The organism is Ruegeria sp. HKCCD4315 (assembly GCF_013112245.1).
Lineage (GTDB): Bacteria > Pseudomonadota > Alphaproteobacteria > Rhodobacterales > Rhodobacteraceae > Ruegeria.
On record NZ_WVRN01000002.1, the window covers coordinates 217,975 to 238,727 of the forward strand.

General features: G+C 57.4%; 18 protein-coding genes. 11 read left to right on the forward strand and 7 right to left on the reverse strand.

Translation table 11 applies throughout. The features are described from left to right. Positions 1-315 precede the first annotated feature (315 nt). From GS646_RS18925 to comD, 3 genes are read right to left on the reverse strand one after another with little or no spacing between them, the layout of a single operon-like run. Entirely contained in the window at positions 316-1,464 is a 1,149-nt protein-coding gene (locus GS646_RS18925) for an alpha-hydroxy acid oxidase (RefSeq protein ID WP_371732114.1), read from the reverse strand. Between the two features lie 10 nt (positions 1,465-1,474). Continuing rightward, positions 1,475-2,029 carry a sulfopyruvate decarboxylase subunit beta gene (gene comE, locus GS646_RS18930; protein ID WP_171187480.1) on the reverse strand — a complete coding sequence of 185 codons (555 nt, stop codon included), beginning with the start codon at positions 2,027-2,029 and terminating at the stop codon, positions 1,475-1,477. Next, positions 2,026-2,532: a sulfopyruvate decarboxylase subunit alpha gene (gene comD, locus GS646_RS18935; RefSeq protein WP_171095649.1), complete on the reverse strand. Its 507-nt coding sequence runs from the start codon at positions 2,530-2,532 to the stop codon at positions 2,026-2,028. The genes comE and comD overlap by 4 nt, the downstream gene beginning before the upstream one ends. Before the next feature lie 124 nt (positions 2,533-2,656). Here comD and GS646_RS18940 point away from each other — a divergent pair, with 124 nt between their 5' ends. Continuing rightward, the gene (locus GS646_RS18940; RefSeq protein ID WP_171647876.1) at positions 2,657-3,550 is read left to right on the forward strand and encodes a LysR family transcriptional regulator; all 894 of its coding nucleotides are present in this window, start codon (positions 2,657-2,659) and stop codon (positions 3,548-3,550) included. Positions 3,551-3,561: 11 nt separating this feature from the next. On the opposite strand, the gene GS646_RS18945 is transcribed toward GS646_RS18940, so the two are convergent. The 3 genes from GS646_RS18945 to GS646_RS18955 form a co-directional block, all read right to left on the reverse strand. Beyond that, positions 3,562-4,839 (reverse strand): MFS transporter, encoded by a 1,278-nt coding sequence (locus GS646_RS18945; RefSeq protein WP_171187485.1) that lies wholly within the window; start codon positions 4,837-4,839, stop codon positions 3,562-3,564. A gap of 122 nt (positions 4,840-4,961) precedes the next feature. Beyond that, entirely contained in the window at positions 4,962-6,305 is a 1,344-nt protein-coding gene (locus GS646_RS18950; RefSeq protein WP_171187487.1) for an MmgE/PrpD family protein, read from the reverse strand. A gap of 138 nt (positions 6,306-6,443) precedes the next feature. Further along, the gene (locus tag GS646_RS18955) at positions 6,444-7,046 is read right to left on the reverse strand and encodes a helix-turn-helix domain-containing protein (RefSeq protein ID WP_171095657.1); all 603 of its coding nucleotides are present in this window, start codon (positions 7,044-7,046) and stop codon (positions 6,444-6,446) included. A gap of 147 nt (positions 7,047-7,193) precedes the next feature. Between GS646_RS18955 and glyA the strand changes: the two genes are divergently transcribed. From glyA to GS646_RS19005, 10 genes are all read left to right on the forward strand, one after another. Continuing rightward, entirely contained in the window at positions 7,194-8,447 is a 1,254-nt protein-coding gene (glyA, locus tag GS646_RS18960; protein ID WP_171187489.1) for a serine hydroxymethyltransferase, read from the forward strand. A gap of 11 nt (positions 8,448-8,458) precedes the next feature. Next, on the forward strand, positions 8,459-9,838 hold the full coding sequence (gene lpdA / locus GS646_RS18965) for a dihydrolipoyl dehydrogenase (RefSeq protein WP_171187491.1): 1,380 nt from the start codon (positions 8,459-8,461) through the stop codon (positions 9,836-9,838). A gap of 14 nt (positions 9,839-9,852) precedes the next feature. Further along, the gene (gene lipA, locus GS646_RS18970) at positions 9,853-10,797 is read left to right on the forward strand and encodes a lipoyl synthase (protein ID WP_171647874.1); all 945 of its coding nucleotides are present in this window, start codon (positions 9,853-9,855) and stop codon (positions 10,795-10,797) included. A 24-nt stretch (positions 10,798-10,821) separates the two neighbouring features. Next, positions 10,822-12,240, forward strand: coding sequence for a sodium:alanine symporter family protein (locus GS646_RS18975; RefSeq protein WP_171095665.1), 1,419 nt, complete (start codon positions 10,822-10,824; stop codon positions 12,238-12,240). A gap of 79 nt (positions 12,241-12,319) precedes the next feature. Then, a complete protein-coding gene (locus GS646_RS18980; protein ID WP_171187494.1) occupies positions 12,320-12,742 on the forward strand; it encodes a universal stress protein in 423 nt (140 codons plus the stop codon). 16 nt (positions 12,743-12,758) lie between these two features. Next, positions 12,759-13,853 carry a glycine cleavage system aminomethyltransferase GcvT gene (gene gcvT / locus GS646_RS18985; protein WP_171679262.1) on the forward strand — a complete coding sequence of 365 codons (1,095 nt, stop codon included), beginning with the start codon at positions 12,759-12,761 and terminating at the stop codon, positions 13,851-13,853. A gap of 18 nt (positions 13,854-13,871) precedes the next feature. Further along, positions 13,872-14,237, forward strand: coding sequence for a glycine cleavage system protein GcvH (gene gcvH / locus GS646_RS18990; RefSeq protein ID WP_171096793.1), 366 nt, complete (start codon positions 13,872-13,874; stop codon positions 14,235-14,237). A gap of 114 nt (positions 14,238-14,351) precedes the next feature. Then, the gene (gcvP, locus tag GS646_RS18995; RefSeq protein WP_171189202.1) at positions 14,352-17,207 is read left to right on the forward strand and encodes an aminomethyl-transferring glycine dehydrogenase; all 2,856 of its coding nucleotides are present in this window, start codon (positions 14,352-14,354) and stop codon (positions 17,205-17,207) included. Between the two features lie 98 nt (positions 17,208-17,305). Next, the gene (locus GS646_RS19000) at positions 17,306-18,298 is read left to right on the forward strand and encodes a helix-turn-helix domain-containing protein (RefSeq protein ID WP_171647314.1); all 993 of its coding nucleotides are present in this window, start codon (positions 17,306-17,308) and stop codon (positions 18,296-18,298) included. Positions 18,299-18,599: 301 nt separating this feature from the next. Continuing rightward, complete coding sequence (locus GS646_RS19005; RefSeq protein WP_253746478.1) at positions 18,600-19,061, forward strand: cytochrome d ubiquinol oxidase subunit II; 462 nt, start codon at positions 18,600-18,602, stop codon at positions 19,059-19,061. 53 nt (positions 19,062-19,114) lie between these two features. Here GS646_RS19005 and GS646_RS19010 read toward each other — a convergent pair whose 3' ends face one another. Further along, on the reverse strand, positions 19,115-20,632 hold the full coding sequence (locus tag GS646_RS19010) for a cryptochrome/photolyase family protein (RefSeq protein WP_171647312.1): 1,518 nt from the start codon (positions 20,630-20,632) through the stop codon (positions 19,115-19,117). Positions 20,633-20,753: the final 121 nt, after the last annotated feature.

Sequence of the window (20,753 nt, forward strand, 5' to 3'; positions counted from 1 at the left end):
ACATTTATACGTCAGCACCTTAGCCTAATTGGGCTGGTGGCAGTTAATGTTTCAGTAAATTGGTCTTCTTTGAATTGTGCTTTAGTACCGCTAATCGGTTGAGATATCTAGGCTCTTGTCTGACAATCTTTGGGATTGTTGCTTTAGCGCAGATTTACGTTGGCCCCGATTACAGATGCGCTCAGTTGGCTTTCACGGGTTGGGCCCGGCTAAAGATGTCGGAACTTAGAATACAAATTCTGGTCGGTTTTTTGTGGCAAAGTTTGCGCCAGCATTAGGTAAATTGCAGGGCTGACAGACAGAACTCAGAAAAGTCTATTGTGCTGCGGATCCTTGAGCGGACCTGTCGGAACGGCCGAGACTCTGTCCAAGCAGAGCGGGCAAGGGTGATGTGGCACCTATCTGGGCCAGTGTCAGGCTGGTTTCCTGTGATATCACATCCCACAATTCCCGCAGCCCTGCCTCGCCCTTCGCGGCAATTGCGTACAACAGGATACGCCCTAAAAAGGTGAAATCAGCGCCCGAAGCCAGTACTTTCACGACGTCCTCGCCACTGCGTAAACCGCTGTCGTAGAAAAGGGGAAAATCCGGGCCAACGGCCTGACGAATGTCAGGCAACGCCAGAACCGGGGGAATGGCTGAGTCCAGTTGCCGACCGCCATGGCTGGAAATTTGAATGGCATCTACGCCAGCCTGTTTTAGCCGCAGCGCGTCTTCGGCATCCAGGACACCTTTTACAACCAGCTTGCCTGCCCATCGGTCACGCAGGCGAGCGAGATAATCCCAATCTGCGCGGGCGCGAGATTCGGTGCGGTCAAAAGTGCCGTCGGGGAAATTCGCCATTTGTGGTTTGCCACGGAAAAGAGTGCTGAGCGACCAGCGTGGATGCATGGCGAAATCGACAAATTGCCGTGGTCCGATCCGAAACGGCATCTTGAAGCCGTGACGCAACTCGCGCGGGCGACGGCCGACCTCGGGCACGTCCAGCGTCAAAACCAGTGTGCGATAGCCCGCCGTCTTGGCTCGCTCCACAAGTTTCATGGCGCTGCTGCCATCGCCGCTGAAATACAGTTGGAACCACGCGTGGCCTTCAGCCACTTCGATGATCTTTTCTAACGGAGTCGATGCCACGGTCGAAACCCCATGCGGGATTTCGTAATCGGCCGCCAGACGTGCCAGCATTAGGTCCGCCCCGGGCGCGGCCAGATTGCACATACCCATGGGAGAGATGCCAAACGGCCTAGCAGCGGCATGGTCAAAAACGGGCAGGTCCAGGCTACGGTCGCTGACATTCACCAGCACCCGTGTGCGCAGGCGAATGTCCTGCAAGGCGCGCCGGTTCAACTCCGCGCCGTGCTCTTCACCCGCATTACCATCCATGTAGTCGAACACCATCCAAGGCAGACGCCGGCGGGCGATCCGCCTGGCGTCCGCGCTGGAATGGATCTGGCCGGACGGCAGCATGGTCGAGACCTCAGGCCTGAACAGCTTTCATGAAGCGGTCACGGATCACCACAGGGTCCATGGTGATGACGGGCATTTTGGCATTGCCGCTTTCGCATTTGGCCACGATGATGGTCATCTTGTCTCCGGCCAGCGCGTCTTCGACAGCCTGTTTTGTATCCTCGGCCCGGCATTCGACCACATTCTCGCAGCCGCAGGCCGAAGCGACCGCCGCCAATGAGGTTTTCTGCCCCGCATAGGTCGGCTGATCGCCGGTGGAGCCATACGATCCGTTATCAACGATCAGCAGGATGAAATTGTCCGCCACATTGTTGGCGATCGTGGGCAAAGTCCCGAAATTGGTCAGAACCGAGCCGTCTCCATCAATGGCAATCACCTTTTTGTCCTGCGCAAGCGCCAATCCCAAGCCGATGCTGGATGCCAAGCCCATTGTGCCAAGCATATAGAAATTGGTGGGCTGATCGTCGATGGCGTGCAGTTCCTGGCTGGGGATACCGATATTACAGACCACCAACTGGTCACGGATGACAGGAGCAATTTCTTTCAGAATCTCGGATCGGATCATTGGTCTCCGTAGCCTCCCCAGAAGGATGCGTCGGTCAGAATGGCGACCGGCTTGTTGCACATGAAAGTGTATTTCAGGATCGTATCCAGTTCGTCCGCGTCGCTTTCCTTATGGAAGTGATAGGTTGGGATGTTCAGCTGGGCCAGCAGCGCCTTGGTGTGCACGGCCATTTCAACCTGGCAGGCCACTGGCTCGCGCAGCTCACCCCGGTATGAAATAAGCATCGGCAGCGGCATCCGGTAGTACTGGATCAACGTGGCCAGTGTGTTGATCGTCACGCCGATCGCGGTGTTCTGCATGATGATGGCGGGCCGTTTGCCCCCCATCCAGGCCCCGGCACACAGGCCCATGCCTTCGTCTTCTTTGTTTGAGGGGATGTGAAAGATCTCAGGGCGCGCTTCGACCTCGTCGATGACACCGGCCAACTGCTTGCAGGGTACGGTGGTCACGAAACTGATGTCATTGGCCACCAGATCATCAACGATTTTGCTGTGGATGGACATTGTCGGTTCCTCTGTTCACTGACATTCATATCGCCCAAAACCTAAGCTTTACTCAATGTAAAAATGCTTTATTTAGAATAAAGTTTTGGTTTAGTTTAGTCATACGCCGAGAAGAAATGGTTGCATGAGCATCACGCTGTACAAAACCCTTGTCGCAATCGCTGAGACTGGCAGTTTTGCTGCGGCTGCTGACAAGGTCTATGTGTCTCAGGCGGCGATTGGGCAGCAGATGAAGCGGCTTGAGGATCAACTGCAGATCACTTTGTTCGACCGCAGCCAACGCACCCCCAGGCTCAATCAAACCGGTTGGGCGCTGGTCCCGAAGGCAAAAGAGCTGGTGCGTGCCTATGATACTATCCTGGACGGCGTAGCAGGTGACGCTGCTTTTGGTGGTGAGTTCAATCTTGGAGCTGTGTCTTCGACGATCCGCAGATTGATTCCAACCACTGTCCGTCGCTTGTTGGAAACCTACCCAGAGCTTCGCGTTCACGTAACTTCGGCCTTGTCCGGAGATTTGCAGACACAGGTTGAACGCGGCGTGATCGACGCGGCAGTATTGAGTTCGCCGGAAGCCCTAACTACAGAACTGGAATGGCACCCTTTTGCGGATGAAGAACTGGTGCTGGTGACCTCTCCCGAGGTGACCGATACCGATCCGACGCGAATCCTTGCAGAGCAGCCTTTTGTGCGTCACGCCCGGGATGGGATGGTGGGTGTTCTGGCCGATACTTGGCTGGCCCGAAACGGAATCCGGGTGAGATACGCCATGGAAATGAAATCTTTGGAGGATCTCACAAGCATGGTGGCGCATAACTTGGGCGTTTCTATCGTGCCGAACCTGTGTATGCCCGATCCGGAATTCGGGCGGTTGCGTAAGATACCTTTGGACGGCAAACCCGTTTCCCGTGCGCTTGGTGTCTTGCTGCGTGCCGACAGTCCCAGAAAGCGACTAATCAACCTGTTTGTCGACGAAATCCGTACGTCTGTGGCGCAGCGCCCGGTTGCGCACAGTGGTTAAGGTGCGGGGCGCTAGGTTTTTTCAACAGGGTCATCTATGCGTGCATCCCCGTCAAAACCTGCCTCTTCTTCCTGAACCAAGGTTTCAGCTTGCAAGACACCGGGTTGTGCCGCGCCGATAATACCCACAACTTGCACTTCACCGGTTTCAGATGGTGCGGCGACTTGAAAGCGTCGGATTAACGCAATCAGCGCTACAGACAGCCCGATACTGGCCAAGAGCACCTGTAATCCGCGACCTCCGAACAATGATATCGCGTTTGGGCCCAACATGGTTCCGACCAATAGCCCAATGTTCAGCAGCAGAACCATGGTGCCGCTGGCGGGTACGATTTGGGACAATCGGAGTTGATCATTCGCATGAGCTGTCAGGATCGAATAGGTCGGGTACAATCCGATGGCGATCGCTACAAAGCCGTAAACGATATATGAGGGAGACGTGTTGACCGCCATCCATGCACCAGACACCGCCACGATAATACCCAAGCCGATGACAACGTAGCGCCTGTCAGTGTGATCGGATATCCAGCCCACAGGGTATTGAACAACAGCACCGGCAATCAGTGCCGCCACCAGGGCACCCGAGGCCTGTGCGGCCGAAAACCCTTGTTGCAAGGCGTACAAAGGCAAGGTGATGTAATGTGCCGAGACGCCGATGCTGACCAGAACGATGCCAATTACAGCGATGGGCGAGACCTTGTATAATCGCGTCACAGGCATGCGTTCCGGAACCGTATAGTCTGGCGCTTTGTTGCCGGAAAGAAGCAGCGGTACGATAGACAAAGAAATAAGGATCGAGACGGTGCCGAACAGCAGATTGCCCGTCGGATCGGGAAAGCCAACAAGCGCGGTACCTAACGCAGGCCCTGCAAGCTGGATAATGAAGTAAAGCGACAGCACTTGCGCACGCGTGTTGTTTTCGGATTTGGCGTTCAGCCAGCTTTCGGTGATCACGTAGAGCCCAGGGTAACAGAACCCTCCCAAAAAACGCATGACGCTCCAACTAACGGCGTCGCTGGTCAGCAGGTGTACGATTGCTGCGATGGACACCAAAGATGCAAGCGCTGAAAAGGCCCGAATATGCCCGACGTTTTCCACCAGACGCGGGGCCATCGCCGTTCCCGCAAGCGCGCCCAGAGGATAACTGGCCTGCATGACAGAGATGGTAAAGTCGCTAAATCCTAGGCTTGCCCCGCGAATTGTAAGCAGAGTTGCCAACAGGCCATTGGCTACCATCAGCATGAGCATCCCTAAGAACAGTGCCCAGTTTTCATTTAGTGCGCGTATCATGCCCAATGGCTAGTGCGGATCAGATTTGGAATATACCAATCCCGCGACATGCGGATGTCGCGACGAGCCAAAGACAAATCTTTCAGTTTAAATCCGGCACTTTGCCAGTCGTTCAGGAATGCTCAGACCGGAAGACAACAGAGATCCAACAGTCGTTTGAAACCCGCGTTATCAAGCCCGTCGAATTGCAGCGCCAGTTCTGCGGTTTCTTGCGCACGTTCCGCGCCAAGCACAGGGTCAGCAAGGTCGTGGAATTTGGCTCGAATCTCAGCGTCGCTGAGGGGCATATCCGCGTCTCCACGCGGCGTTCGGGCAGCATCCTGGATGCGGCGGCCATCGTTCAACACCAAAGTGACTTGAGCCCATCGTTTGTCGGTGCTGATGCGGGTCATCTCGGGGTCGTCAATCAGCTCAATGGTGCGGCTGACGCGCAGGATGTCCGGGTCGCGCAGAGCTGCTGCGCTGAGCTCTTCGATCCCGACCTTGCCCCGCACAATCATTGCAGCCACCGGAAACGCGATCGCATAAGCAAATTCGTCCTGATTTGCGGGCTCATGCCCAGCCAGACGGGTGGCATAGTGGAAGGTGCGGATTTCGACGCGTTCAATCTGGGTATGAGACAGGTTGTGGTGTCGCATCATCTCTTTGACGGAATCGAGTGACGGATGTGCCCAGCGACAACAGGGATACGCTTTGTAATGCGTGTGATCGACCAACCGCCAGCCAGATCCCAGATCAGCCCAGAACGGGGCTGCGTCCTCACCCTCACAGGTCAGGGCAGGGGCGCCAGTAAAGCCTTCCATCGCAAGATAAGCCGCCGTTACACCAGACGGTGCGCCCCATCCAACCCCATCCCGCACCATGGTCGGGTGATCAATGCAGCGCATCATCTGGCTGCGCGGGCCGTGGTATTCTCCAATGCCGGCCGCTTGGCGGATTTGCTTGGCCGTTCCTCCAAGCAGCTTGACCCCTGCTGCGGCAACGCCGACGGCAGTCCATGCCCCGGATGTGTGGTAGTCAGCGCAGGTCGCATGCTGTGCCAACCCGGCGCGGCAGGAGATTTCGTAAGCGGTGGCCAGCACCTCGGCAAAGCGGCGACCGCTTATTTGTGGGGCGCTGGCTTGAGCCATAGCGATCAGGGCAGGAAAGATCGCTGACCCCGCATGACCCTTGCAGGGTGTTGTGCCGTCGTGTGCGTCAATGCTGTCTACAGTGAACGCCCCGGCCATAGCTGCGCCAACCGGGCTGACCGTCCGACCATCCATAAGCATCCGCGACTCTCCGGCCCCGCCTGCACCAAAAATCAGCGGCGCAACGCGACGCGCGATACCTGACAGTTCTGTAGTGGACCCGACGGCTGCGACCCCCATCGTATCAAGAAATGATCTGCGCAGTGTCCACAGTGCTTCTTCGGCCAGATCATCATAGTGCAGGCCAGCGGCGAACGCGTCAAATCTCTGGCTCATGGAATAATGTCCTCGCAAATTCCGGCCCCGGTGAAGCGACCATTATCCCGAGCGGGTCGAAAAACAAGACGTTCCTATTCCGATTTTGCGGTTACGGAGCTCAATTAGAAACACTCAATTTCTTGGGCCGGGGCGAGTTCAATCCAGAGATACCCATAGAACCTTTGCGTCTTCCTTGCTGGTCGAAATACATCCATGTCCCATCCCGCTGTCATAATACAGTGAATCCCCGGCCTTCATCGGCAGCGGCCGATAGTGTTCCGACAGAAAGATCAGCTCACCGCTTAGGACATACATGAACTCCTCGCCGGAATGGCGCACAAGCGGATCGAACTCGGACATATCTCTTGCCCGGATCGTCGCAATATAGGGCAGCATGCGTTTGCTGGTCAGGTCCGAACACAGCAGTTCGTGCAGATAGGTCGCGGTTTCCCGGGTCTCGCCCTGACCTTTGGCCGTGAAATCGCGCCGGCCCGATATGCCGGATTGGCCTGTTTCCAAGAACAACTGTGGTGGGTTCATATCCAACGCCTGGGTCAGGCGGCGCACGATCTCGAAGCTGGGCTTGGTTTGGTTGTTTTCAATCTTTGACAAGGTGGAACGACCGATTCCCGCTGCGCGCCCGGCCTCTTCCAAAGTCCAGCCTTTTTCCCGCCGTGCATCGCGAATGGACCGGCCCAACGCCGCGCCTTCGTCCTCTTCGTCTTGGACAGAACCTTCATTCCAATGGTCGTCGCCCATCAATTTCCTCCCGATTTATCGCAGGTTACAGATTCCCCTGTACGCACGCAATATCACAAATATGAGAATTATGTTGCTAAGAAGAGCGAAATTCCACTATAGGAAACAATGTTTCGAGTTCAGGATTCGAAAGCGGAGGAGGAAACCATGTTCAAAACGTCGCTGAAAGAGGCTGATCCCGTCATCGCTGCGTCGATTGACCGTGAGGGCGCGCGCCAGGCCGAGCAGATTGAGCTCATCGCATCCGAGAACATCGTTTCTCAGGCCGTGATCGAGGCGCAGGGCTCTGTCCTGACCAACAAATACGCCGAAGGATATTCGGGCCGTCGGTATTATGGCGGATGCGAATATGTCGACGAAGTCGAATCTGAAGCCATTGAGCGGCTGAAAAAGCTGTTTGGTTGTGAATATGCGAACGTTCAGCCCCATTCAGGTGCGCAGGCCAATGGCGCGGTCAAACTGGCGCTGCTGCAACCCGGTGACACCATTCTGGGCATGTCGCTGGATGCCGGCGGTCACCTGACCCATGGTGCGAAACCTGCCCAATCCGGCAAATGGTTCCGCCCAATCCAATATGGTCTGACCGAAGCTGGCCTGATCGACTATGATCAGGTTGAGGCACTGGCCAAAGCAGAAAAGCCCAAACTGATAATTGCGGGCGCGTCGGCCTATTCGCAAAAGATCGATTTCGCCCGCTTCCGCGCTATCGCTGATGAGGTCGGTGCCTGGTTGCTGGCTGACATGGCTCATATCGCGGGTCTTGTCGCAACCGGCCTGCACCCTTCGCCTATCGGTCACGCGCATGTGGTGACATCGACCACGCACAAAACCCTGCGCGGCCCGCGTGGCGGCATCATTTTGACCAATGACGAGGCGCTGGCAAAGAAGATCAACTCGGCGGTATTCCCCGGCCTGCAAGGTGGTCCGCTGATGCATGTAATCGCAGGCAAGGCTGTGGCTTTCGGCGAAGCATTGAAGCCTGAATTCAAGGACTACATGCAGCGTGTGGTCGACAGTGCTTCGACTCTGGCAGATGTAATGATCGCGCGCGGGTGCGACATCGTTTCCGGCGGCACCGAAAACCACCTGATGCTGGTCGATCTGCGCCCAATCGGCGTAACCGGTAAAGACGCCGAAGCCGCGCTGGAACGTGCGGGTTTCACTTGCAACAAGAACAGCGTGCCCGGCGATCCGCAAAAGCCAACCATCACCAGCGGCATCCGTCTGGGTACCGCAGCCGGTTGCAGCCGGGGCTTCGGGCCAGAAGAGTTCAAACAGATCGGCAACATGATTGGTGACGTTCTGGATGCACTGGCCAAATCACCGGAAGGCGATGCCGCCGTTGAACGGGCAACCCGCGAACAAGTCCGCGCGCTCTGCACCAGCTATCCGATTTACTGAAAGACGATGAAATGACTTATGACCTGATTGTCATCGGCGGTGGACCAGGCGGTTATGTTGCTGCCATCCGCGCAGCCCAGCTGGGCTTGAAAGTGGCGTGTGTCGAAGGGCGCGGGGCACTGGGTGGCACTTGTCTGAATGTGGGGTGCATACCCTCCAAAGCGTTGCTGACCTCCTCGGCCAAATTTGCCGAACTCTCCCATCTCTCCTCCCATGGCATTGAGGTCGGGGAGGCCAGCATAGACGTCCCTGCAATGATGGGGCGCAAGGACAAGATCGTTGGCGATTTGACCAAGGGCATCGCATTTCTGTTCAAGAAAAACGGCGTGGATCTGATCGAAGGCTGGGCAAGCATTCCGGCGGCAGGACAGGTCAAAGTGGGTGACGAGGTTCATGAGACCAAGAACATCCTGATTGCTACGGGGTCCGAGCCTACGCCATTGCCGGGGATCGAGATTGACGAACAGAACGTCCTGAGTTCGACTGGCGCGATTGCGCTGGACAGCGTGCCGGATCATCTGGTGGTGATCGGGGCTGGCGTGATTGGTCTGGAACTGGGTCAGGTCTGGGCGCGATTGGGCGCGAAGGTCACGGTTGTTGAGTATCTGGACCGCATCCTTCCTGGCATTGACGGTGAAATTGCCAAATTGGCGCAAAGGGCGCTCAGCAAGCGCGGTTTGAAGTTCCAGTTGGGGCGTGCCCTGAAATCCGTTGAAGAAAACGCGACTGGTCTGACATTGACCGTGGATCGCGTCGGTAAAGACAAAGAAGAGGTGATCGAAGCCGACAAGGTTCTGATCGCCGTTGGTCGTCGTCCCGTAACTCGTGGACTGGGCTTGGAAGAGCTTGGCGTCGCAGTCGACCCGCGCGGCTTCATCGAAGTGGACGGCAAGTTCCAGACATCTGTTCCGGGCATCTATGCCATCGGCGACTGTGTCCCCGGACCGATGTTGGCTCATAAGGCTGAAGAAGATGGCGTTGCTTGTGTTGAAATGCTTGCGGGGGAAGCCGGACATGTCGATTACAACACGGTTCCGGGTGTGGTTTACACAGACCCCGAGGTCGCCTCTGTCGGTTTGACCGAAGAAGCTTTGAAAGAGGCAGGCACCGAATACGCCGTTGGCAAGTTTGCCTTCATGGCCAACTCGCGTGCCCGCTCGACCGGTGAGACAGACGGTGCGGTCAAGGTTTTGGCAGACCCGAACGGCAAAATCTTGGGCGCGCATATCTGCGGGGCGCATGGCGGCGATCTGATCGCTGAATTGGTTCTGGCCATGACCAAGGGCGCCACCGTGACAGAGGTCGCAGCAACCAGTCACGCGCATCCGGCGATGGGAGAGGCGGTCAAAGAAGCCTGCCTGGACGCCCTGGGCCGCGCAATCCACGCGTAAGAAAGAACAGCCAGATGACTATCCAGCTTCGCCCTCGCCATCCTGAAAAGGCCAAAAAGGCTGACAGTGTCATCCCGCGCAAACCCAAGTGGATTCGCAAGAAAAAGGGCGATAGCGCCGAGTATTACGCAACCCGCCGCCTGATGCGCGAACATAATCTGGCGACCGTTTGCGAAGAGTCTGCCTGCCCGAATATCGGCGAGTGCTGGTCCAAGCGTCACGCCACCATGATGATCATGGGAGAGGTCTGCACACGCGGTTGTTCCTTCTGCAACGTCTCTACGGGTCGTCCCGATGCGCTGGATGCGTTTGAACCGGGTAGGGTTGCCGCGGCGGTGAAAAAATTGGGCCTGCGCCACGTGGTCATCACCTCGGTCGACCGCGATGATCTGGACGATGGCGGGGCCGAACATATCGCGCAGACCATTCGCGCCGTGCGTCATCAGAACCCGGGCACCACGGTCGAGGTTTTGACCCCTGATTTTCTGGGAAAAGGTTCTGCCTCAAATATAGTATTTGACGCGGCACCGGATGTTTTCAACCACAATCTGGAAACTGTGCCGCATCTTTACCCAACGGTACGTCCCGGTGCGCGGTATTATGCTTCGCTGCGTCTTCTGGATGATGCGAAACGCGCCAATCCCGAGATTTTCACCAAATCCGGCCTGATGGTGGGCTTGGGTGAAAGCCTGAATGACGTGCGGCAGGTCATGGATGACCTGCGCGCCGCTCAAGTCGATTTTCTGACGGTCGGCCAATACCTGCAACCGACCCCGAAACATCATCCAATTGACCGGTTCTGGTCACTGGAGGAGTTCGCCCAACTGGAACAGATCGCACGTTCCAAGGGCTTCCTACACGTGTCGGCAACCCCGCTGACCCGTTCATCGTTCCACGCGGACGAAGACTTCGCTGCTCTTAAGCAAGCCCGCCAGCGGGCCATCGCAAACAGGGCATAACCAAACGCAAATGGGAGGGAAACCATGGAAGCGTTAACTTCAATCACAGGGGCCATTAATGGCGTCGTATGGGGGCCGTGGATGCTGGCGCTCATCCTTGGCGTCGGCTTCTTCCTACAGGTGGGCCTGAAATTCATGCCTATCCTGCGCATTGGCACGGGCTTCAGCCTGCTGTTCAAAGGGCGGGAAGGTCAGGGCGAAGGGCAGATTAGCCCGTTCAACGCGCTGATGACCTCGCTGTCGGCGACCATCGGTACAGGTAACATTGCCGGTGTGGCCACTGCTGTCTTCCTGGGCGGTCCGGGCGCCTTGTTCTGGATGTGGATGACCGCCCTGGTGGGCATGGCCACCAAATATGCCGAAGCTGTCTGCGCGGTGAAATATCGCGAAAAAGACGAGCTGGGCAACTATGTCGGCGGCCCGATGTACTACATCAAAAATGGTCTGGGCGCGAAATGGGCCTGGTTGGGCGTTGCCTTCGCTCTGTTCGGCGGCATTGCGGCCTTCGGCATCGGCAATGGCGTTCAAGCCAACGGTGTTGCACAGGTTCTGGAAACAAACTTCGGCATCAATGAATCGATCACAGGCATTGTGCTGATGATCCTGACCGCCGCCGTTATTTTGGGTGGTATCACTCGCATCGGTGCTGTTGCAGGTAAACTGGTTCCGTTTATGGCCATTGCCTACATCGTTGCGGGCCTGCTGGTTCTGCTGATCAACATCGGTTCAATCGGCGCAGCGCTGAGCGATGTGTTCACTTATGCGTTCACGCCTTGGGCTGCCAAGGGCGGCGCAGCTGGTGCAGCAGTGTGGCTTGCCATCCGCTTTGGTGTGGCGCGCGGTGTCTTCTCGAACGAAGCTGGTCTGGGTTCTGCCCCGATCGCCCATGCCGCAGCCGAGACCAAGGGACCTGTAAATCAGGGCCTGATCGCGATGCTGGGCACATTCATCGACACCATCATCGTGTGCTCGATCACGGGTCTGGCGATCATCGCTTCGGGCGCGTTGGATGCGTCGGTTGCGGATTTCGTGGCCAATGGTGAAACCGAAGGATACAAAGCGATTTCCGGCGCAGCTCTGACGTCGCTGGCCTTTGAAACCACTCTGCCGGGTATCGGTGGGTATCTGATTGCAATCGCTCTGTCGATCTTTGCATTCACAACCATCCTGGGCTGGTCCTTCTATGGCGAGAAATGCGTTGAGTTTCTGCTGGGTGTTAAATCCCTGCTGCCATACCGCATCCTGTGGATCGTCGCGATCTACTTCGGCGCAACAGCAGATCTGGGCTTTGTCTGGCTGCTGGCAGATACGCTGAACGCTATGATGGCTATCCCGAACTTGATCGCTCTGGCCTTGCTGAGCCCAATCGTCTTCAAGCTGACGAAAGAGTTCTTCGCCTCGAACGGTCAATCGGAAGAGCCCGGCGGAAAAGCTGCCGAATAAGCTCGGCCCTGACGAATGCGGGGGGCCACACCGGCCCCCCGGTTTTAAAACAGAATTCCATATCTCGAGGAGAGACGTGATGGCCACGAAAATCCTGCTGCCCATTGATCACACCGACGAACGCTCGTGGAAGAACGCCCTGCCGCTCGCGCTGGAACAGGCCAAGTTCTACGGTGCCGAACTGCACGCCGTAGCCGTCATCCCCGAGATCATTCAGCTGCCGAACCTGCCTGCTAACTACGGCGCTGGCGCGAAAGATCACGTTCGCAACGCGGTTCAGGCCATTCTGGATCACGGCAATGCGTCCGACGTGCACGTCCATATCGAAGAAGGCAGTGTTTACCGCGAAATCCTGAAACTCGCTTACAAGGATGGCTTTGATCTGATCATCATGGCCTCGACCAAAGGCGATTTCCCGAACTACGAGATCGGCCCGAACCTGGCCCGTGTCGTGCGCAACGCACATTGCACGGTGACCGTTGTTCGCGACCAATCCCGCTAATCGAAAGGTTGGAATTATGTCCGATGTAAAACGCACCCCGCTATACCCCTTACACGTTGAGTTGGGTGGTAAGATGGTTGATTTTGCGGGTTGGGAGATGCCTGTCCAGTATCCGATGGGGATTATGGGAGAGCATAAGCAGTGTCGTGAGAAGGCGGCGTTGTTTGATGTATCTCACATGGGTCAGGTGATTTTGCGCGGTGAGAATGTGGGTGAGAAGCTAGAAGCTTTGTGCCCTCAGGCTTATGCGACGCTGAAGGAAGGCAAGGCGCGGTACGGGTTCTTTACGAACGCCGATGGCGGGATCATGGATGACCTGATCGTGTCGAATGCGGGCGATCATTACTTTGTGGTGGTGAACGCGGCGCTGCGGCATCAGGACATTCCGCATATGCAGGCCAATCTGGACGGCGTCGAAGTGACCGAGATCTTCGACCGCGCGCTGGTGGCGGTGCAGGGTCCCAAGGCCGAGGATGTGGTGGGGGAACTTTGCCCCGCTGCCCGCGATCTGAAGTTCATGGAAACCACCGTGGCCGATATCAACGGCGTTGAATGCCGCATCTCGCGTCTGGGCTATACCGGCGAGGATGGCTACGAGATCTCGATCCCCGAGGACAAGGCGATCGAGATCAGCAAGGCGTTCCTGGCCCATGAAGATTGCGAACCGGCGGGTCTGGGCGCGCGCGACAGCCTGCGGCTCGAGGCGGGGCTGTGCCTCTATGGCAATGACATTGATCAGAGCACCTCGCCCATCGAAGCATCCTTGGGCTGGGCCATTCAGAAACGCCGCAAGGAAGAAGGCGGCTTTCCGGGCGCGGATCGCGTGCAAAAGGAACTGGCCGAGGGCGCAGCCCGCAAGCTGGTGGGCATCAAGCCCGAAGGTCGCGCACCGGCGCGTCAGGGCGTCGAGGTGCAATGCCTTGAGGGCAACACGATTGGTCAGATCACCTCGGGCAGCTTTGGCCCCACGGTGGGTGGCCCGGTTGCGATGGGTTATGTGAGCAAAGGCCATGGCGCGCCCGGTGAGAAGGTGAACCTGATCATCCGGGGCAAGGCGCAACCGGCCGAGATCGTGGCGCTGCCCTTCGTCACACAGAATTACAAGCGTTGAAGTCAGGAGAGAGACAAGATGGCAACCTATTATTCCGAAGAACATGAATGGCTGACCGTTGAGGGCGACACCGCCACGCTGGGCATCACCAAACACGCGGCTGAACAGCTGGGTGAGGTGGTGTTTGTCGAGCAGCAGGAAGTGGGCGACGAGTTCGAGAAAGACGGCGAGATCGGCGTGATCGAATCCGTCAAGGCGGCCTCGGAACTTTACGCTCCGGTCGATGGTGAGATCGTCGAAGTGAACGAAGCGCTGGCCGACAACCCCGGCGCGCTGAACGACGACCCCGAGGGCGAAGCCTGGATCTACAAGGTCAAGATTGCGGACGCGTCGCAGCTTGAAGACCTGATGGACGAGGCCGGATACAAAGCCTTCATCGGGTGACCCAAACCCGGAGCCCCGTCTTTGGGGCTCCCCCGCTTCATCTTTTTCCAAATACTCCCGCCGGAGGCTCCCGCAGTCTCCGCCGGCCCTGACCTATCCGTGAGGAGCGCAAAGATGGCCTTCAAACTGACCGACTACGAAGCCTATGACTTCGCCAATCGCCGCCACATTGGCCCAAGCCCAACCGAGATGCGCGACATGCTCAAGGTGATCGGCTTCAAGACGCTGGACGAACTGATCGACGCCACCGTCCCGCCCGCGATCCGGCAGAAAGAGCCGCTGGACTGGGGTCCGGCGATGACGGAACGTGATGCTCTGTTCCACATGAAAGAGGTGGCGAGCAAGAACAAGGTTCTGACCTCGCTGATCGGTCAGGGCTATTACGGCACCACCACACCCGCGCCGATCCTGCGCAACATTCTGGAAAACCCGGCCTGGTACACCGCCTACACGCCGTACCAGCCCGAGATCAGCCAGGGTCGTCTTGAGGCGCTGTTGAACTTCCAGACCATGGTCTCTGACCTGACCGGGCTGGACGTGGCCAACGCCTCCTTGCTGGACGAAGCCACAGCGGCTGCCGAAGCCATGGCCATGGCCAAGCGTGGCGGGCGGTCCAAGGCCAACAACGCGGCCTTCTTTGTCGACAAGAATTGCCACCCGCAGACCATCGCGGTCATTAAGACGCGCGCCGAGCCTCTGGGCATCGACGTGCAGGTGGGTGATCCCGACGGCCTGGATGCGGGCGCGGTCTTTGGTGCGATCTTCCAATACCCGGGCACCCATGGTCACGTGCGCGACTTCACATCGGAAATCGCCGCGCTGCACGAACATAAAGCCATTGCCATCGTCGCCGCCGACATCCTGTCGCTGGCGCTGCTGAAGTCCCCGGGTGAGATGGGCGCGGACATCGCCATCGGCTCGACCCAGCGCTTTGGCGTTCCGATGGGTTATGGCGGCCCGCACGCCGCCTATATGGCAACCACCGACAAGCTGAAGCGCTCGATGCCGGGCCGGATCATCGGTGTCAGCATCGACAGCCGTGGCAACAAGGCCTATCGCCTGTCGCTGCAAACCCGCGAGCAGCATATCCGCCGTGAGAAGGCGAACTCGAACGTCTGCACCGCGCAGGCGCTGCTGGCGGTCATTGCCTCGATGTATGCCGTGTACCATGGCCCCGACGGCATCAAGGCCATCGCGCAATCGGTGCACCGCAAGACCTCGCGCCTGGCCGCTGGTCTGGAAGAGGCGGGCTTTGCCGTTGAGCCGGAGGTGTTCTTCGACACCATCACGGTTGAGGTTGGCCACCTGCAGAAGACCGTCATGGAGGCTGCCGTGGCGCGCGGTGTCAACCTGCGCAAGGTTGGCGAGACCAAGGTCGGCATCAGCCTGGACGAACAGACCCGCCCCGAGACCATCGAGGCCGTCTGGGGTGCCTTTGGCATCGACCGCACCGATGACAGCTCGAACAAGCAGTACCGCCTGCCGGACTATGCGCTGCGGGAAAGCGAATACCTGACCCACCCGATCTTCCACAAGAACCGGGCCGAGGCCGAGATCACGCGTTATATGCGCCGTCTGGCCGACCGCGATCTGGCGCTGGACCGGGCGATGATCCCGCTGGGCTCGTGCACCATGAAGCTGAACGCCACGATCGAGATGATCCCGGTCACCTGGCCCGAGTTTGGCAATCTGCACCCGTTCTGCCCCGAAGATCAGGCGCAGGGCTATCACGAGATGATCGCCGATCTGAACGACAAGCTGTGCCAGATCACCGGCTATGACGCGATCTCCCAGCAGCCCAACTCGGGCGCGCAGGGCGAATATGCGGGCCTTCTGACCATCCGCAACTACCACTTCGCGCGCGGCGAAGGGCAGCGCAATGTCTGCCTGATCCCAACCTCGGCGCATGGCACCAACCCGGCTTCGGCCCAGATGGTGGGCTGGCAGGTTGTGCCGGTTCTGGCGGATGAGAACGGCAATATCGATGTGGCCGACTTCCGCGCCAAGGCGGAAAAGCATTCGGACAACCTGGCCGCCTGCATGATCACCTACCCGTCGACCCATGGCGTGTTCGAGACCACCGTGCAGGAGGTCTGCCAGATCACCCATGATCACGGCGGTCAGGTCTATATCGACGGCGCCAACATGAACGCCATGGTGGGTCTGTCGCGTCCGGGGGATATTGGCGGTGACGTCAGCCACCTGAACCTGCACAAAACCTTCTGCATTCCGCATGGCGGTGGCGGCCCCGGCATGGGTCCGATCGGCGTCAAGGCGCACCTGGAAGAGCACCTGCCGGGCCACCCGGAATACGGCACCGCCGTGGGTCCGGTCTCGGCAGCGCCCTTCGGCTCGCCCTCGATCCTGCCGGTCAGCTGGGCTTATGTGCTGCTGATGGGCGGCGCGGGTCTGACGCAGGCGACCAAAGTGGCGATCCTGAACGCCAACTACATCGCTGCGCGCCTGAAGGACGCCTATCCGATCCTCTACACCTCGGAAACGGGGCGTGTGGCGCATGAATGCATCCTCGACACCCGTCCGCTGGACGAAGCGGCGCATGTCACCGTCGACGATGTGGCCAAGCGTCTGGTCGATTCAGGCTTCCACGCGCCGACCATGAGCTGGCCGGTGGCGGGCACCCTGATGGTGGAACCCACGGAATCGGAACCCATGGCCGAACTGGATCGTTTCTGCGATGCCATGCTGTCCATCCGGGCGGAAGCGCAGGACATCATCGACGGCAAGATCGACGCGGAGAACAACCCGCTGAAAAACGCCCCCCACACGGTGCGCGATCTGGTCGGCGACTGGGACCGCCCCTACACCCGTGAACAGGCCTGCTTCCCTCCGGGCTCCATGGGCGTCGACAAATACTGGTCCCCCGTCAACCGCGTCGACAACGCATATGGCGACAGAAACCTCGTCTGCACATGCCCCCCAATGGAAGAATATCTCGACGCAGCCGAGTAAACCCAAAACAAAACCCCGCCAAATCAATGGCGGGGTTTTCGCCAATCGGAAACAAGCGTTCCGATGTGGCGCTGACCGAAACAAGGTTGGTAAATCAAATGAAACACTATGTTGTCTCGAATGCTCACGAGAATGCGGTAAATGGAACGCCCTCGGATTTTGAGCGGTTGCGGTGCATCGATGTCATTTTGTACCGGAGCTCTGACAAAGCCTCGGCAGAAATGGTTTTGGAATTTTACCGGGCATTGAACAGATTGGTGGACAAACATTCTTATGTGGTGAACTTGCGTGTGCCCGCTGAAGATCCTGCTGGAGGACCGCTGTATTGGGCGGGACGGACAGCCATTCTTTGGGGCGATTTCGAAACCGCGTGGTGTCCAACCGCAGCAGAAAAATCCTGGGTCAGTCAGGTCTTGAACCTTTCTCCCAGATCCATCCTTGTCGGAGGCGCGGTCATGCTGCTGGCCCAACTCTGCGGCGCGGAACGCAGCACAGCTGCAGTACATTCAGGTTTTGAAGCGGCGGCGATGGAATTGGGGATCAGAAACAGCGGTACGTCGACCCACTTTTCCGTTGACGGGCGTATACACAGCGCCAATACGCGCTTCAGTGCCCTTCGCCTTCTGACCGAGTTTGTGTCCTTGGATCATGGCGAGCATTTGGCGGATACGCTACGGCGCTATGTCGGTTTGACCGAACCCCGGCGAACAACTGAAAGCCAGCTTTCAAACCGACTTATTCGAAAATCCAATGGAGATCGCATTGTAACTCTGGCGGTTGAGACAATGCTTGAGAACATTGAAGATCCGCTGAGAATTTCCGATCTGTCAGATTTACTTGGGACATCCATCCGACAGCTTCAAAGGCGCTTTCTGTGCAAAACCGGTGCGACCCTTTTGGACACGTACAAGGAGCTCAGACTGGAGAGGTCAAATAGCCTGTTGAAATATACTGATATGCCGCTTGTCGAGATTGCGTCTGCGACGGGCTTTTCCTCGAGAACGGCGATGTCGCGGGCCTTTTTCAAGCGCTATAAGTCGCGCCCAGAGCAGGTACGGAACGGGCGCTTTCTTGGGCACGCACTTGATTGAGGCAAAGCGGCAAACACGCAGTTTCTAAGCGGCAAGCCCAGAATGCGCTGAGATCTGAGAAACGATTCTTGCGCGATGGCTTGAGAGCCAAAGTCAGGCAACTAAAAGTCGCGTTCCTAGCCACTCAGATTTAGGCCAATCTGCCGCAGGACGGGTTATCGCGGGGCTTCATGCTGGGTAAACACATCATGGGGTTGGACCGCAGTTTCGGAATCTGGGTCTTTGCCATGATCACAGCCGTTTTCTGGCTGTGGGGTATTCCTTTATTGGCGCTTGCTGGATCATCCTGAAGACCAACGGCTTGTTGCAGAAAAAGGCTGTGCGTTGGGCCAAAGGTGGAATTTGGGGGCTGGTTTTGGGCCTGAGTGCCGTTTCGCTGGCCACCCCCTGGGTCAGCCCACGCATCTTTGACAAATGGTTCACATTCCCCGAGTTTTTCCTGCTTTTGCCCTTACCGCTCATGTCAGGCATTCTGATCGCTTTATTGTGGTTTGCTTTACGCCATTTTCCAACGCGGAATGACAACTGGGCCTGGTTTCCCTTTGCGGCATCTATCGTTTTATACACGTTTGCCTTTTTCGGGATGGCTTACCGTTTCTATCCCTATGTCGTCCCTGAGCAAATGACGATTTACGAGGCCGCGAGCGCACCAGAAAGTCTGTTCATAATCCTGTTCGGATCGATCTTTGTGCTTACCATTATCGCGGGTTACAAGGATCTGTCCTTCACGATCTTCAGGGGCAAGGCGACTGAGCTGCGTTAAGACTGAGCCAGCATACCGAGGTGTTCGAAAAAATAGAAGGTGGTGCGGTTAAGCTAAAGCTGGTCCAACATCATCTTCGCGCTTTCAAGATAGTCTTGCTGTTTGTCAGGGGCCATTCGGCCCCACGTTCTGTAGGCATGGCCTAACCGGGGATTGTCGCGCAGTTTTTCCGCATTGCGTACCAGAAAATCCCAATAGAGAGGGTTGAACGGGCAAGCGTTCGGGCCGGTTTTTTGCTTCACATCATAGCGGCATGTGCCGCAATGATCCGACATCTTGTTGATGTAGTTGCCGCTGGCTGCATAAGGTTTCGACCCCAGTAACCCTCCATCGGCAAATTGGCTCATGCCGATGACATTGGGGGCTTCAACCCATTCATATGCGTCGGCATAAACAGCCAGATACCACTCATGCACTTGTGCCGGGTCAATTCCGGCCAACATGGCGAAATTGCCCGTGACCATCAGACGTTGAATGTGGTGGGCATAAGCTTCATCCCGTGTCTGCAAGATTGCCTGTTTCATACAGGCCATGTCCGTATCCGCAGTCCAGTAAAACGCGGGAAGGGGGCGTGTGGCATTCAGGAAATTCTGCTGCGTATAGCCCGGCATTTGCATCCAATAGATGCCGCGCACAAACTCGCGCCAGCCGATGATCTGGCGAATATAGCCCTCGACTGCGTTTAAGGGGGCTTGGCCTTCATAATAGGCGCGCTCGACCCGGAGGCAGATTTCCAGCGGCAATAGTAGCCCGGCGTTCAAATACTGTGCGAGAACCGAGTGATACAGGAAAGGCTCATCCGTCAACATCGCGTCCTGATAGTCGCCGAAATGCGGTAAGGCGGTTTCCACAAAGTGTTCCAGCGCTTGCAGGGCTTTGTCCCGAGTTACAGCAAACCAGAACGGGCGCAGCGTCCCGAAGTGGGTGCTGAATCGAGCGTCGACCAGGTCCAGAACTTCGGTGGTGATTTCATCCGGTTCGACCTGCACAGGCTGCGGCATGAAGAAATCTGACTTTGCGGGTTTGCGGTTCTCTGTATCAAAGTTCCATTTGCCGCCCTCGGGCGCGTCGCCGTTCATCAAAAGCCCGGTTTTGCGGCGCATTTCGCGATAGAAAAATTCCATCCGCAGCTGTTTGCGCCCCTCGGCCCATTGGCGAAACTCGGCATGATCAGCGATGAAACGGTCATCGGGCAAGACTTCCAGGTCGCCGCATTCGGAAAAGGCTTGGCACAGGCGGTATTCGCCGGGTTCGGTGACGACGGCCGTTTTCAATCCCAAGGCTTTTCGGGCGCGGTCGACTTCACCCACAAGGCTGCCGGTGTTGTCTGGATCATCCAACTTTACGTATCGGACGCGCCAGCCCTCCTGTTCAAGCTCCTGTGCAAAGTGACGCATAGCAGACAGAACAAAGGCAATTTTCTTCGGATGGTGCGGAACATAACGTGTCTCGTCCCGAACCTCTGCCATAAGCACGACGTCGCACGCAGTTACACCTTGGCGCAGCGCAGCCATCTGGGTGGACAGCTGATCACCAAGGATGACAATTAGTTTGGGGCGCGTTTCATTCATAAACGCGGAGCTAGAACGTTAGCGTCAGTCGACCAGACCAACTTGCGCGCCAAAGATTGTGCCGCTGCGGCAGCATAACACCCGTGGCCCCAGAAAAGGTAAAAGTGAGAATTGCACCGAG